Raw genomic sequence first — 14,956 nt, 5'->3', positions numbered from 1 at the left:
TATTGTTCAGCGGTTTGGGGATGATGTTATTGATGCTTACGATGGCATCTGTGCAGTGGGGTGCGGTTTCACTCTCCTTGGGCGACGTTTGGTCTGGGGATGAAGTGGCTCGCCGTATTGTGTTGGAAATTCGTTTACCTCGGGCTCTGTTGGTTATGCTAGCCGGTGGACTGTTGGCTATCACCGGTGCTGTGGTCCAATCCTTATTTCGTAACCCGTTGGCGGATCCTGGCCTTATTGGTGTTTCCGCTGGGGCAGCGTTGGCAGCGGTTGGATGGCAAGTAGCTGTAACCTTATTGGGCGGCGGCTTATTGGTATCTTTAGGGATGCCGTTAGCGGCTTTCTTAGGTGGTATGTTGGTAACTCTGCTTGTTATGCGAATTGCGCAAACCACCGAGGGGATATCTTCAATCACCTTATTACTTGCTGGCGTTGCCATTAATGCGATGGCTGGTGCAGGAATAGCGGGCTTGAAATATCTTTCCGATAGTATGACATTGCGCCAGGTGACTTTCTGGCTGATGGGCAACGTGCAAGGCGTAGGCTGGTGGCATGTCGTATTGCTTACGATAGTTGCCGTGGTCTGTATTCCATGGGTGTTGCGCTTCGCTAGCGTGCTTAACTTACTGCTATTAGGTGAGCAACAAGCTCAGTTGCTGGGTGTTGATACTCAAAAGACCTATCGTCAGCTTGTATTAATGACGGCATTGGTTGTGGGTTCAGTGGTTTCGTTAGTGGGTATGATTGGCTTTGTGGGATTGGTGGTGCCTCATGTGATTCGTCTACTGTTCGGGCCTGACAATCGGCAGTTGCTACCTCTCTCTTTCTTGCTGGGTGCCGGCCTGCTTTTATTTGCGGATCTCTTATCACGGACGTTGGTTGCTCCCGCAGAACTTCCTATCGGATTGATTACTGCGTTAGTGGGAAGTCCTGTGTTTCTTTTGATGATTCGTGCCGGACGGAGGAGAGCGGGATGATACAGGCTCGAGGGCTGACATATCGTCGAGAAGATCGATCTATTGTGGAACGTGTAGATCTGTCACTCGAAGCGGGTAAATTGCACGCTTTAATTGGCCCCAATGGCAGTGGCAAAAGCACATTACTGAAGCTCTTGTCTGGTGTTATTGAGCCAAATGAGGGTGGGGTATTTCTCAGTGATAAGCAGCTTAAAGAGTACGGAGTTAGCGAGCGCTCACTCTTATTGGCAGTGCTATTGCAAGAGCAGTGGTTAGATTTTCCTTTTCGTGCGTGGGATGTGGTTGCTATGGGGGGGTATCCTCTGGGCGAACTAGAATCGGTTTTGCAGGTGCAAATTACGCAGGCCTTAAAGGCTTTGGATATTGAGGAACTGGCTGAGCACGCTTACACCCATTTATCCGGTGGGGAAAAACAGCGTGTGCACCTAGCAAGGCTTCTGGTTCAAATAGGTGATTTGACCCGTTGTGTTTTACTTGATGAGCCCTTAAAAGCGATCGATTTGACTCATCAAATCAGCGTTATGCGCTTGCTAAAAGGCTTGGCTAAGCAGGGAAAGTCGGTTTTTGTTGTGATGCATGATTTGTCATTAGCCGCTCAGTTTGCAGATAGCATATCGTTAATGAGCGCAGGCCGAATTGTGCATACGGGTACGCCTGATGATGCGCTTGAGACAACTCGCCTTTCTGAGGTTTATCAGACGCAGGTTGAGTCAGTTAGGGTAGACGGGCAACGGCTTTTTTATGTGCGTTAGCCCGTTTCCAATAAGGGTTTAAGGCGCGATGAGACCTTCAGCAATCATCTGGCTTAGCAGCACATTAATCGCGTCATCATCATCCGTGTCCACGGCAATGGTATAGTCTTGCTCGGCCTCAGTTAGGCGTTGTTGATGTTTCAGTTGGTCTTGCATAACCTTGATGTCGGCATCGGAAGCGTCGCCGCCTTGTGCTTGACGCCTTTTCAGTCGTGCTTCAATCAGCTTCTGTTCGCAGTGGCAGCTAATAATGCGTAAAGGAATCTCCAGAGATTGTGCAAGGTCGGCATAGCTCACGCGAGTACGCTTTCGAATAAAGGTTGCGTCGACGATGACGGAGTAGCCGCTTTGGAGCAGGGAGCGAGAGAGATTGAGCAAGTGCTGAAAAGTACGAGCATTCATCTCTTGCCCGTATAACTCTAAACGCTCTCCCCGGCGGCTAAGCTCTCGATATAGTCGCTTGCGCTCAACATCGGAGCGTAAACGGATGCAGTCTATCCTCTCGACCAACTGACTACTCAGGTGACTTTTCCCGCTACCGGAGACGCCGTGCATTAAAAAAAGAGCTGGCTTTTGTTTATGTGTGTACTGTTGAGTCAGATTAAGGTAGCGCCGGAACGTAGTCAGGTCAGGTGTATCCCCAAGCATTGCTACCTTTGCTCTGACCATGGAGCGATACGATTTGTAAAAATTGAGTAAAGAGAGGGACTCATAATCGCCTGTTAGCTCTAGGTAACGATTCAGGCAGCGATTAGACCAACGATATTGCCCTTTAACTTCTAAATCCATCAAAAGGAACGCAAGGTCACAAATCGTGTCTATCCAGCGGAACTGTAGGTTAAACTCGATGCAATCGAATAGTCGTAACTGCCCATGGTATAGCGTGACATTGCCTAGGTGTAAATCGCCATGGCACTCCCTGATATGACCTTCTTGTTTACGGCGGGCAATGACCGGCGCTAGCTTACGAAACTGCTGCGCTGTCCTATGGGATAAAAACTGCAGCTGCTGCCAGTCGTTTGAACTGATCTTTTGTTCGCTGATATGGGTATAATTGTCCGAAACGACATCCCAGATGGTATCAGGCTCTCCCCAGGGGCTGTCTTGTGCAACACGGGGAATCCGAGTGTGAAAGTGTGCGATTTGTTCGGCTAGCATGTCGATCCAAGCGGGTTCAAAGCGACGGCGATCAAGGATAAGATCCAGCCGCAGTTCAGGATCGAACTGGTACATTCGCACCGCATACTCGATTGGCGTTGCTTCATCCAGTTGGTCCAACTCGTTAAGTTGGGGGTTATCGACAGAGCCTGTGATGGCTATGAGCGTATCATAAATGTCGGGTGCTAAGCGTTGATTGAGGCGAAGTTCCTCTTCGCAAAAATGTTTACGCAGTGCCAAGGTGGTAAAATCCAGAAAGCCAAAATCGACCGGCTTTTTAATTTTATAAGCATACTCTCCTGTCAGAAGCAACCAGGAGATATGTGTTTCAATTACACGTACAGGGCTATCAACGTGATGCGGATAGTGCTCAGGGCGCGTTAGTGCTTTGATCAAATCGGGTTGCATGAAACCTTCGGTATTCTCATAAACGTTAAGGAATTATACTGGGCTGATGGCTAAAAAGAGAACACCAGCAAAGAAAACGTCTTCAAGGGCGAAAAAAGCACCAGCATCGCGTTCGATCTGGCGAAAGTTACTGAGCTTGCTCTTTAAGTTGAGCTTGGTTGCGTTCGTCTTAGGCGGGATAGGTATGATCTATCTGGATGCCCAGATTCGTGAGCAATTCGAAGGCAAGCGTTGGGCACTTCCTGCCAAGGTATTTGCGAGGCCGTTGGAGCTTTACCCCGGCGCTCCTTTCTCTATAACGGATCTCAAATTAGAACTCAAAGGTTTGGGGTATCAGCAGACGACTCATGCCAGTAAACCTGGCCAAGCCGCTTTCTCTAAAAGCACTGCACATATATACACTCGCGGCTTCGATTTTCCTGATGGAAGAGAAAGTGCACAGCGACTGATTCTCGATTTTTCGGGCAATACGCTGTCCCGAATTAAGAGCGCGCAGGGGCAAACACTTCATTTAGCCAGACTTGAGCCTGTTTTAATCGGGGGTATTTATCCGCAAAATAATGAAGATAGGGACCTGATTCGCTTAGAGGATGCGCCTGTTGGCTTAAAAGATGCCTTGATTGCAATTGAGGATAGAAGTTATTACGAACACTTTGGTATATCCCTGAAAGGGATTGCCCGAGCCATGTGGATCAATCTACAAGCGGGTCGGTTTGTGCAGGGCGGTAGTACGCTTACGCAGCAGTTGATAAAGAATTTTTACCTCACTTCAGAACGAACATTGGCAAGAAAGCTGATGGAAATCCCCATGGCCGTGTTATTGGATTTTCATTACAGCAAAGAGGAAATTCTCGAGGCTTACCTGAATGAGGTTTATTTAGGACAGGAAGGCTCTCGAGCAATTCATGGTTTTGGGTTGGCCGCACAGTATTATTTTGCGCTACCTATTCAGGAACTTCAGTTGCATCAAGTGGCGCTGCTGGCGGGTTTGGTTAAAGGGCCCTCATATTACGACCCACGGCGTAACCCTGAGCGTGCAAAAAAACGTCGGGATTTGGTACTGAGTGTACTAAGGGACGAAGGCACTATATCGGAGTCGCTATATCAAGACACCATTAAAATGCCGCTTGGGGTTGTGAAGCAAAAAAGCTTGCTCAAAGGAGCGTATCCCGCTTATCTGGATATAGTTAAGCGACAGCTCAGAGAAAGTTATCGTGATGAGGACCTGAGAACCGAAGGGCTCAGGGTTTTCACCAGCCTGAATCCGATTGTTCAGGCAAAAGCGGAAGCGGCCCTGACTAAAACGATAAGCAGCTTGGAAAAACGCTATGGCAAGCGGCTCTCAGAACTAGAAGGCAGTATGGTCGTCACAGACCCCCAAACGGGAGAAGTGCTCAGTATTATCGGAGGGCGGAGTACACGTTACCAAGGGTTTAATCGGGCCTTGGATGCTGTGAGGCCGATTGGTTCATTAGTTAAACCGGCTGTTTATCTGTCGGCATTAGAGCGTGGATACACGCTGGTTTCGCCCATAGAAGATGAACCTTTCAGTGTCGATATGCCTAATGGGCAAGTATGGCAGCCACAAAACTTTGATAAACAACCTCATGGTGTGGTGCCTCTCCATCGTGCGCTTGCTCAATCCTATAACTTATCCACTGCTCGTTTAGGTATGGATGTAGGGCTGGATAATGTGATCAAAACGTTGCGTCAGTTAGGAGTTGAGCGGGAGATTGATCCCTATCCGTCGTTACTATTAGGTGCTCAAGGCCTTCCAGTGGCTGAGGTTGCAAGCGTTTATCAGACGATTGCGGCTAACGGTTTTCAAATGCCGCTACGCTCAATTCGACAAGTAACCGATAGCAGCGGTGTAGAATTATCACGTTATCCGTTTCAGGTAAGACAAACGGTTTCTGGTGAGAGTGTACACTTACTTCAATATGCCATGCAGGAGGTAGCACGCAGTGGAACTGCGCGGTCCATCTACAGCAGTTTGCCTTCTGACCTGAATGTAGGGGGGAAAACGGGTACCTCGAATGATCAGCGCGATAGCTGGTTTGCGGGCTTTACCGGTAATCGTCTGGCGGTTGTGTGGCTTGGCCGTGATGATAATGAACCGCTGCCTTTTACGGGCTCCGGAGGAGCGCTCAAGGTTTGGACTGAATTTATGAAAAATGAGCGCCCAGAACCTTTTATTACACCGGTACCTGAAGGTGTGGAGTACTTATGGGTTGATCAGGAGACCGGATATTTATCGGATGAGCGTTGCCAAGGGGCTGTTCAGATCCCTTTCTTGAAAGGAACAAAACCTCAGTACCGAGTTGATTGCGGGGTTGAACCCGTACAGAATAGAGGGGCGGAGCCGCTGGATTGGTTCCGACGCTGGTTTAGGCAGGAGTGATGATGCGCAAGAAAACAGGTATTAAACTGGGCACGCTAGGAATTTTTCTAGTGATGGCAGGCTGTTCGACACAGAATCTTTACAATACACCCATAGAAGATCGTTCTACATCGACAAAACCACTAAGAGGAAATAACAGTGTTGTAACACCCGTTGACCCTTCTAGTGGTGTTACAGTGACACCCGTTGCGCCGACGCCTGTTTTCCGTACGCAACGGGATAGCAGTGAGCCGGGGGTGAATAGTGCGCCTAAAACGGTGGTGCGTTCGGAGCAAAATCCTGCTGCTTTAGCTTTGCTGGACACCGCCCGGCAACAGACAAATAGCGGGCGTTTGCGCGATGCGCAAACCAGCTTGCAGCGGGCACAGCGCATATCACCTAAGAATCCTGAAGTTTACTATTCCTTGGCTGATACCCACCGGCGTTTAGGTGAGTTTTTGCAAGCAGAGCAAGTCGCGCTAAAGGGTGTTGCTGTTGCTCAAGGACAAAATAATTATCTGCGGCGTTTATGGTTATTAATAGCATCCATTCGAACCGATACCGGTGACATCGAAGGCGCAAATAAAGCAGCTGTTATTGCAAAGCGCTATTAATCGCCACACAGCCAATTGTTTGATAATGAATGAAAAGCCGACCCTTACGAGTCGGTTTTTTGTTGATAACTGATCATGTGCCTGCAAGCTAGTCCAATAAAGATGAGTCCTGCTGCCATCATCAGGTTCTCTGTGGGCATATGCTGGTGGGTAGGCAATAGAGACGCTTTACTATAAATCAGCAAGCTTGATGAGATCAGTAGTGCTCCCACTACTCCTAGGTTGCGAATTGATGGCTGTCGAAAGCTTACTAAGGAGATAAGCAGCGATAGAGCACACAAAACGGAGAGTACTTGAGTGTATTCGACACCTAATCCCATTCTTCGCATCAGTTCAAACATAGCAAACAGGGCTAAAACCCAACGTCCCCAAGCAGCTCGACTAAAAAAATATCCGAATCTCGCGGCTGTGATTAACGAGCTGATAAGGGGAATAGCGATAAAAATTTTCAGCTGAGTCAATAATCGAGCCATAGTTTGCGAGTCTTGATTCTCACCGCTGAGCAAGATTTCACCTAACGCTGAAGCAGCAATGAACCCAAGCGATAGCGTTATCAGCATGGCAAACGTCTTGGTTTGCTCTGTCAGTTTTTCAGGTTGCCTGAATAGCTGGGCAGCAGCAAAAATGCTGCCCAGTATTAGAAGGAACTCAGATATGGCTGCTATCATTTTAGCGTCGCAAAGACTCGGCCAGCCGCTTCAATCGTTTTTTCTATGTCTGCAGCGGAAATAGCTGCTGACATAAAGCCAGCTTCATAGGCGGACGGGGCAAGATAGACCCCTTCTTTTAGCATACCTTGGAAGAAGGCGGCAAAGCGCTCGGTATCGCACGCCGTTGCAGCGGCATAACTATTTACTTCAGTTTGTTCTGTAAAGAAGAGGCCGAACATACCGCCTACGGCAGATGTTGTGAATGGAGTGTTGTGCAGCAGTGCCTGCGATTCCAGCCCTTGGGTCAGCAACTCTGTTTTTGCTGCCAATTGCTCATGAATACCTGATGTTTGTTGCAAAGCGTTGAGCATAGCTAAGCCTGCGCTCATGGATAGCGGGTTGCCCGACAAAGTTCCCGCCTGATAAACCGGACCTAGCGGTGCAATATGTTCCATTATCTCGCGTTTACCGCCGAAAGCGCCAACTGGAAGGCCTCCTCCGATGACTTTACCTAAAGTGGTTAGGTCAGGCTTGATGTCGTAATAGGCTTGTGCGCCGCCAAGAGCAACACGAAAACCTGTCATAACCTCATCAAAGATCAATACCGAACCATATTCATCACAAACCTCTCTCAAGCCTTCGAGAAAGCCCTCCTTAGGAGGAATGCAGTTCATATTGCCAGCAACCGGTTCAACGATGATGCAGGCAACCTGATCGCCGACTTCTGCAAATGCCTGACGAACATTATCGATATCGTTAAAGGTGAGCGTGATGGTGTGTTCTGCTAAAGAGGCAGGTACGCCAGGAGAGTTAGGCTCGCCGAGCGTCAGTGCCCCAGAACCGGCCTTGACCAATAGAGAGTCAGAGTGACCGTGGTAGCATCCTTCAAATTTCACAATTTTATCTCGACCGGTATAGCCACGGGCTAGACGAATGGCACTCATGGTGGCTTCAGTTCCCGAGCTTACCATACGTACCATCTCAATAGAGGGCATGATCTCGCACACTTTATCAGCCATAACCGTTTCGATTGCGGTAGGTGCACCAAAACCTAGTCCATTATCTAAGACGTCACGCACCGCGTTAATGACATCGGGATGGGCATGGCCCAGAATCATCGGGCCCCATGAGCCGACATAGTCGATATATTGGTTATCATCCTCATCAAATAGGTAGGCACCTTCTCCTTTTTTAAAGAAAACCGGCGTGCCTCCGACCCCTTTGAACGCTCGCACAGGTGAATTTACGCCGCCGGGGATATGTGTTTGGGCCGCTTTAAAAAGATCTTCTGAACGTGACATTGTAATAACCTTTAATCATTCTATTTGAAGACATCAGCAAAGGCTTGTGCCTGCTGAGTCACTGATGGGGCGGTAAATAGAGAATGGACAACAGCAACCATGTCCGCGCCAGCAGCGATAACCTGATGGGCATTATCCACAGTAATACCGCCTATCGCTACTATTGGTGATGAGAGCTGCTGGCGTGCTTCCTGCAAGAGAGTTAGGGGTGCAGGTATAGCATGTGGCTTCGTTTGGGAGCGGAAAAATGCGCCAAAAGCTACATAGGACGCTCCTTGCTTCTCGGCTTTTTGTGCAAGACTCAGGCTATCATGGCATGTTACGCCAATGATAGCGTTGGCTGAAAGTCGAGACTTTGCATCGCTTAGGGAGCCATCGCTCTGGCCTAGATGTACGCCGCTAGCACCACAGGAAAAAGCAAGTTCAATATCATCATTAATAATAAAATAGCGCTGGTGATGCTCACATAGGCTATTTAGTGCGCTTGCTTGCCGTAAACGTTTACCTTTATCGTTTGATTTATCTCGATATTGGATAATTTGAGCGCCCCCTAAAATGGCGTCTTCCACTTGGCACAGTAGGGTGTCGTCATCAGGCATGAGTGTACTATCCGTTATCGCGTAGAGGCCTTTCAGTGAGTTCATAATGTCTGCTTATGGGTGTAGTAATATTCAATTTGGCTGCGGGTTATCATGCCCATTAATTCATTTTTGTTACTTACAACGCAGAGCAGGTTGATATGCTGCTCGTTCATTTTAGTGAGCGCTTCATGAAGCGTTGCCCTAAAGCTAATCTCGACTACGTTAAAGCGTTCCGCAGGAATATCGAGTAGATTGATAGGATCGTTAATGTTGTCTCTGGCGACCCAATCGTTTAAATCTTTGGGGAGCATAACCCGTGAGTTCTGCTCTTGAGGGTCTTTTATGTAGAGCCAGCGAGGGGATTCCGTAACGATTTGCTGGGCGGCTTTAAGGCTGATTTCGGCATCCGTTGTGATGAAGCTTCTTTCCATTAGACTACCTGTGGCCGCGCGAGACAGTGACTGTGCAATGGGCTCCTGACGATAATCAAGGCCCTGTGCTTGCAGTGCGGACTGGAAGATCGAGGGTAGGTTAAACAGGTAGCGAACCGTGAGATTACTAATCACAATTGCAATCATGCCGGGGAGAATAATATTGGGATTGCCGGTTAACTCCAGCAGCGCGACTAAAGCGGCTAATGGAGCATTCAATACGGCTGCCATCATCGCGCCCATGCCGAGCATTGCATATAGCCCTTGGTGAGATACATCCATATCACTGAAAAAATCACCCACTACACCAAAGATTCCACCAATGATGGCGCCAATAAACAGCGTCGGACCAATGAGACCTGCAGGAATACCTAGTCCCAAAATGAATGGTGTTAGTAGGAGTTTGGCAAGTAATAGTCCACATAGTAATTGAAGTTCAATGCGCCCCCATAGTGCATCTGAGATCGTGTCATAGCCGACACCCATAATTTGTGGATAAAAAATAGCAAGGCTCCCGGTCGCTATCCCAGCAATAATAAAGCGCAGCACGACCGGTTTGTTGGAGAAACGATAGGTATAGAGCATGATTTTGTTAAAAGCTGCCGCTGAAATGCCAACACATACGCCTAACAGCATCACCCATGGGATCTCCGCCAATGTACCAATTTGAAAGAGTGGAACGCTAAAGACGGGGTCGTGTCCTAGGACAGTCCGCATTACGAGATCTGCTGAGACGGCTGCCACAATAACAGGCGTGAAACCTATCAGTGTGTATTCCATCAAAACCACTTCCATAGCAAAGATGACCCCGGCTAGAGGCGTATTGAAGGCAGCAGAAATCGCTGCTGCAGCACCGCATCCGACTAATAATCGCAATGAGTTGTTAGGGAGCTGCAAGCGTTGGCCGATTAGGCTGCTGCAAGCGGCACCAAGATAGATAGATGGTCCCTCCCTGCCGACAGAGTGTCCGCTGACAAGGGCGATAGTTGCTGTTACAAATTGGGCTGCCAAGCTGCTTCCGGGGATTTGGCCTTGATGGTAGGCAAGGCGTTCAAACAGGTGCACCATCCCAGCTTGCTTTGCCTTTGGCCAGAGTAAAAAAATTAACGAAAGAGCGATACTGCCTGCAATAGGGAGTAAAAAAAGCTGAAGGGTAGGCAGAGATTCAAACGCTTCGGCGTTCCCTTGCCACCACACTAATGGCCACTCAACGGCAAGCCGGAACAGTACCATCAGTATGCCGGTTGCGACCCCTGACAAAAGCCCCAAAATCACAAGTTGAGGAAGCGCATCGTAGTGGGTCAGCCGCTCTCGAAAATGTTGAAGTGACAAATGGTGCTTTTGCATTCGATGTTTTAACCAACAGCTGATAGTTTTTAATCTTTCTGATCGGTATTATAAGTTAACAGTTTTTACGTGACGATGAGAGGTTGTTGTGATTAAAGTAGGAATCGTAGGTGGAACAGGCTATACCGGAGTTGAATTGCTGCGTTTGCTCGCCAATCATCCAAGCGTAGAGGTTCAAGTCATTACATCGCGTTCGGAAGAGGGTATCGCGGTTGCAGATATGTTCCCTAACTTACGAGGGCACTTTGATTTGTGCTTCACCGTACCCGATGTAGATAGGCTGGCTGAGTGCGATGTGGTTTTCTTCGCAACACCTCATGGGGTTGCTATGAGTATGGCGCCTGATCTGATCAGACGAGGTGTCAGGGTGATTGACTTGGGTGCGGATTTCCGTATCAAAGATGTGTCGCTTTGGTCGCAATGGTACAAGTTGGAGCATACCTGCCCAGATCTGGTTGAAATGGCTGTGTATGGTTTGCCTGAAGTAAATCGCCAACAAATTACAGATGCGCAGTTAATTGCGTGCCCTGGTTGTTATCCTACCGCGACTCAGCTGGGTTTCTTACCGCTATTAGAACAAGGGCTGATTGATCATCGTCGACTGATTGCTGATTGTAAATCGGGAGTCAGTGGTGCCGGTCGTGGTGCAAGTGTGGGTGCGTTGTTATGCGAAACCAGCGAAAGCATGAAAGCGTATGCTGTGGCTGGGCACCGCCATCTTCCAGAGATTCGGCAAGGCCTGAGTGAAGCGGCAGGTCGTCCGGTCGGGCTGACCTTCGTACCCCATTTGACACCAATGATTCGGGGTATTCACTCCACTTTATATGCGACGCTCAAAGATCCGAAAGATGGCCTACAAAGCCTTTTTGAGGAGCGTTATAAAGATGAACCTTTCGTTGATGTTATGCCCGAAGGAAGTCATCCAGAGACCCGTAGTGTCAAAGGTGCTAATACTTGTCGTATCAGTGTATTCCGTCCTCAGAACGACGATACGGTTGTAGTGTTGTCAGTCATTGATAACTTGGTCAAGGGCGCTGCAGGCCAGGCTGTGCAAAATATGAATATCATGTTTGGGCTGGACGAAGCGAGCGGATTAGGAATCGTTGGTTTAATGCCTTGATACTTGACTAAATTGCTTGGTTAATGAACAATAGCGTCAGGTTTATAACGACATAGAGTATGATATGACAGAGACAGTGGCATCCAGTGCTCCGATGGTGTTTACCGATTCGGCCGCTGCAAAGGTAAAAAGCCTGATTGAGGAAGAGCAGAACGATAACCTGAAGCTGAGAGTATTCATCACAGGGGGTGGTTGTGCAGGCTTTTCTTACGGTTTTACTTTTGATGAAGAGGTAGCTGAGGATGATACTCAAATCGAGAACCAAGGTGTGCTTATGGTGGTAGATCCCATGAGCTTTCAATATTTAGAAGGTTCAGAAGTGGATTACACCGAAGGCCTACAAGGTTCTCAATTTAAGATCAATAATCCCAACGCCACGACAACGTGTGGTTGTGGTTCATCCTTCTCTATCTGAATACTTTCAGGCAGCTTGTTTTCTCAGGCTGTCTTTTTATCCTGCTTGATATATTCCGCCTAGAATAGTTTCTTTGCTTGCTCCTGTTACCGAAGGTAGGTTGCCACTCAGGCCATTTAATGCTCGATAAGCCAGCCATGCAAAGGCGGCTGCTTCGACCCAGTCAGGATGCATGCCTAAAGACTCTGTGGTTGCAATGGATGAGGGCTCTAGAAGTTGTTTCAAGCGTTGAATCAGTGCTGTATTGTGGGCGCCACCACCACAAATATAGATTTCAGGGGCGTTGTGCTTTTCTGAAATAATCGCATCTGAAATGGATCGAGCAGTTAATTCGAGGAGTGTTGCTTGGATGTCTGCGGGACTAAGTTGGTAATCCGCGGATTGATTCAACATGTGCTCCAGCCACTCTATATTGAACTGTTCACGTCCCGTACTTTTCGGTGGTGTTTCGTGAAAAAAGGGAAGCGACATAAGTTTTTCTAGTAATGATGCATTGTATATGCCGCTGGCGGCCCAAGCGCCGGCTTGATCATATGGAAGGCTTCGATGGCGATAGCACCAAGCGTCTAGTAGTACGTTACCTGGTCCTGTGTCATATCCTCTTACTTCCCCTTGCGTGGGCAAAACGGTGATATTGGACATGCCTCCAATATTAAGTATTACCCGGCTGGTATGACTGCTTTTGAATTGGTCAGCATGGAACGCCGGAACTAACGGTGCGCCTTCACCACCATAGGCGAGATCTTTTCTGCGAAAGTCTGCAATGACCTTAATGTTTGTCTGTGCTGCGATAAGGTTGGGATCTCCCGCTTGCAGCGAGAAGCCGGTTTTAGGTCGGTGGCGAATAGTTTGTCCATGGCTGCCAATAGCGAGGATGTCTGATCGGTTAAGATTTAAGTCGTGTAATGTATGGTTGATTGCTGCTGCAAATAGCCGGGCAAGCTCTATATCCAGCTTGCCTAGGCGCTCTATCTCGTTATCCCCCGGTTGAGTTAAACCAAGGATGGCAGTTTTGGTTTCATTGGGTATTGGATAACACTTTGCGCCAATCAATTTCAGCTCTTGCCCTAGCTGTACGACGGCAACATCAATACCATCTAGGCTAGTGCCGGACATGACGCCTATGTATATACCTGCTTGCGTTTTCATTGTTCTCTGGAGGCCAATTGACGACCTGCATTGGTATTTAGCTGAGCAACCATTTGTTGTGCAATTTGATCAAAGGCTACGCGCTCTTTCTTCGCAACAGGTTGAGCCTGAGGGAACTTAACTGTCATTGGATTTTTATGAGAGCCATTAACACGGAACTCGTAGTGTAGGTGGGGGCCGGTTGCAAGGCCTGATTTGCCAACATAGCCAATGACTTGTCCTTGAGAAACGCGGCTCCCTTTCTTGAGCTTGCGGTTGTATTTAGACATATGCGCATAAAGTGTGGTGATATTGCTGCCATGTTGAAGTACGACAGTTCTTCCATAGCCGCCTTTATTGCCTATCCAAATCACCTTTCCGTCGCCGGATGCTTTAATAGGCGTACCCGTTTTTGCAGCATAATCAACACCTTTATGCGCTCTGATCTTATTTAAGACAGGATGTTTTCGTGACAGGTTAAAACGAGAGCTAATGCGGGCAAAATCAACAGGCATACGTAAAAAAGCCTTTCGCATACTATGACCTTCAGGCGTGTAGTAGCTAGTTTGTCCGTCTGAGTCGGTATAGCGAATAGCTGTGTAGGTCTCGCCGTTGTTAACAAATTGTGCGGCGACAACATGTCCGTCGCTTATTTTTTCCCCATCTAAAAATTGTTCATTATAGATGATACGGAATTGATCTCCTTTTCGGATATCCTGAGAAAAGTCGAGGTCCCAAGCAAATAGCGTGGCAAATTGCATAATCATATTGCTGGAAAGACCAGCGCTTTCGGCATCAACAAAAAGAGAGTTATTGATTACGCCCTCGGCGTAGTGCTGTTTTGTCTCAGGTGTTCGCTCAATTGTATTTACGTGGTAAGAGGCGTCGTCACCCTTGCTAAGCACAATTGTTTTGAGTGGGGAAAGCTCATACTTCAATTTCCTCAGATCGTTATCTTCAATCAAAAAGCCTAAGGTTTCACCAGGATAAAGTCTGCTTAGTTGCCCATCTTTAGCGGCAGTGCTGACTTTGTAAACATCTTGTGGTGTGAGTCCTGCGCGCTTAAACAGAGAAGTCAGGTTGTCATTTTTATTAACCGTATAGTAAACCCAATTTTCGGAAGGCTCATTAATAGTAGTAGAGGGTTCGACATCAATGGGTTCTGCGACGGTTAAATCGGAAGCGTCTGGTTGTGTTAGAGCGTTAGCTTCAAGATTTATCTGCACTCGAATGTTTTCTGCATCTCTATCAATTGATTGGCTCATAGGGGAATGAGTCAAAGAGAGTGGAACGGCTTTGGTCGCAGAAACCTCTTCAGAGGGTAAGAGCAATAAAGTCATTGTGATGATAAAGCCACAAATACCAACTGCCGCTAAGTGAACAATAGGAAAGCGGTGTGATGTTTTATTCTCAAGCAAGTGCATGCTTTGCCTCTATGAATTATGTAAACAGAGCGTTTAAAACAATAATATACGATAAGTACTTAAAGTAGTATCGGCCAAATAACCAAACTATTGACATGGGTAATAGAGATTTGTTCAAAACTCGCCCAATGGTTAGAATATGGTCTTTTAACATAGATGATTTTTTACAGGGTATTGATCCGAGATGAGTAACATGACACTGCTAGAGGATTTGAAATCACGGGGCCTAGTGGCTCAAATGACCAGCGAAGAGGAGCTGGAGAAGCACCT

At 47.7% G+C, this 14,956-nt stretch carries 14 protein-coding genes (1 of these 14 only partly in view); 7 read left to right on the top strand and 7 right to left on the bottom strand.

The genetic code is table 11. From position 1 onward, the window contains the following. The first annotated feature begins 20 nt into the window (after positions 1-20). Entirely contained in the window at positions 21-977 is a 957-nt protein-coding gene (locus F0U83_RS15130) for a FecCD family ABC transporter permease (RefSeq protein ID WP_138989084.1), read from the top strand. Next, on the top strand, positions 974-1,729 hold the full coding sequence (locus tag F0U83_RS15125; protein WP_138989085.1) for a heme ABC transporter ATP-binding protein: 756 nt from the start codon (positions 974-976) through the stop codon (positions 1,727-1,729). Before F0U83_RS15130 ends, F0U83_RS15125 begins: the two co-directional genes overlap by 4 nt. Before the next feature lie 18 nt (positions 1,730-1,747). On the opposite strand, the gene F0U83_RS15120 is transcribed toward F0U83_RS15125, so the two are convergent. Further along, positions 1,748-3,295, bottom strand: a complete 1,548-nt coding sequence (locus F0U83_RS15120) for a bifunctional aminoglycoside phosphotransferase/ATP-binding protein (RefSeq protein WP_138989086.1) — start codon at positions 3,293-3,295, stop codon at positions 1,748-1,750. Positions 3,296-3,341: 46 nt separating this feature from the next. On the opposite strand from F0U83_RS15120, the gene mrcB reads away from it, so the two are divergent. Both mrcB and F0U83_RS15110 read left to right on the top strand, forming a co-directional pair. Next, positions 3,342-5,696 (top strand): penicillin-binding protein 1B, encoded by a 2,355-nt coding sequence (mrcB, locus tag F0U83_RS15115; protein ID WP_138989087.1) that lies wholly within the window; start codon positions 3,342-3,344, stop codon positions 5,694-5,696. Between the two features lie 2 nt (positions 5,697-5,698). Continuing rightward, positions 5,699-6,289, top strand: coding sequence for a tetratricopeptide repeat protein (locus F0U83_RS15110; RefSeq protein WP_138989088.1), 591 nt, complete (start codon positions 5,699-5,701; stop codon positions 6,287-6,289). Between the two features lie 44 nt (positions 6,290-6,333). Here F0U83_RS15110 and F0U83_RS15105 read toward each other — a convergent pair whose 3' ends face one another. From F0U83_RS15105 to F0U83_RS15090, 4 genes are read right to left on the bottom strand one after another with little or no spacing between them, the layout of a single operon-like run. Beyond that, entirely contained in the window at positions 6,334-6,957 is a 624-nt protein-coding gene (locus tag F0U83_RS15105) for a hypothetical protein (protein ID WP_138989089.1), read from the bottom strand. Continuing rightward, a complete protein-coding gene (gene hemL, locus F0U83_RS15100; protein ID WP_138989090.1) occupies positions 6,954-8,240 on the bottom strand; it encodes a glutamate-1-semialdehyde 2,1-aminomutase in 1,287 nt (428 codons plus the stop codon). The genes F0U83_RS15105 and hemL overlap by 4 nt, the downstream gene beginning before the upstream one ends. Positions 8,241-8,260: 20 nt before the next feature. After that, complete coding sequence (thiE, locus tag F0U83_RS15095) at positions 8,261-8,884, bottom strand: thiamine phosphate synthase (protein WP_138989091.1); 624 nt, start codon at positions 8,882-8,884, stop codon at positions 8,261-8,263. Further along, positions 8,881-10,599, bottom strand: coding sequence for a chloride channel protein (locus tag F0U83_RS15090; protein WP_138989092.1), 1,719 nt, complete (start codon positions 10,597-10,599; stop codon positions 8,881-8,883). The genes thiE and F0U83_RS15090 overlap by 4 nt, the downstream gene beginning before the upstream one ends. An 88-nt stretch (positions 10,600-10,687) precedes the next feature. Here F0U83_RS15090 and argC point away from each other — a divergent pair, with 88 nt between their 5' ends. Together argC and erpA are read left to right on the top strand one after the other, a co-directional pair. Next, a complete protein-coding gene (gene argC, locus F0U83_RS15085) occupies positions 10,688-11,719 on the top strand; it encodes an N-acetyl-gamma-glutamyl-phosphate reductase (RefSeq protein WP_138989093.1) in 1,032 nt (343 codons plus the stop codon). A 64-nt stretch (positions 11,720-11,783) separates the two neighbouring features. Then, positions 11,784-12,134, top strand: a complete 351-nt coding sequence (erpA, locus tag F0U83_RS15080) for an iron-sulfur cluster insertion protein ErpA (RefSeq protein ID WP_138989094.1) — start codon at positions 11,784-11,786, stop codon at positions 12,132-12,134. A 36-nt stretch (positions 12,135-12,170) separates the two neighbouring features. Here the strand turns inward: erpA and F0U83_RS15075 are convergent, their stop codons facing one another. Continuing rightward, complete coding sequence (locus F0U83_RS15075; RefSeq protein WP_138989095.1) at positions 12,171-13,283, bottom strand: anhydro-N-acetylmuramic acid kinase; 1,113 nt, start codon at positions 13,281-13,283, stop codon at positions 12,171-12,173. Continuing rightward, on the bottom strand, positions 13,280-14,686 hold the full coding sequence (locus F0U83_RS15070; protein ID WP_138989096.1) for a peptidoglycan DD-metalloendopeptidase family protein: 1,407 nt from the start codon (positions 14,684-14,686) through the stop codon (positions 13,280-13,282). The genes F0U83_RS15075 and F0U83_RS15070 overlap by 4 nt, the downstream gene beginning before the upstream one ends. Positions 14,687-14,870: 184 nt before the next feature. On the opposite strand from F0U83_RS15070, the gene tyrS reads away from it, so the two are divergent. Then, positions 14,871-14,956 carry the 5' portion of a tyrosine--tRNA ligase gene (gene tyrS / locus F0U83_RS15065; protein WP_138989097.1) on the top strand. The gene runs 1,207 nt beyond the window's last position, so 86 of the gene's 1,293 nt are visible here — the first part of the coding sequence; the start codon lies at positions 14,871-14,873; its stop codon lies off the right edge, out of view.

The sequence above is a fragment of the Neptunomonas concharum genome (assembly GCF_008630635.1).
Classification (GTDB): Bacteria; Pseudomonadota; Gammaproteobacteria; order Pseudomonadales; family Balneatricaceae; genus Neptunomonas; species Neptunomonas concharum.
The sequence above is the reverse complement of the archived record's forward strand: the minus strand, read 5'-3'. Positions and strand labels throughout refer to the sequence as shown.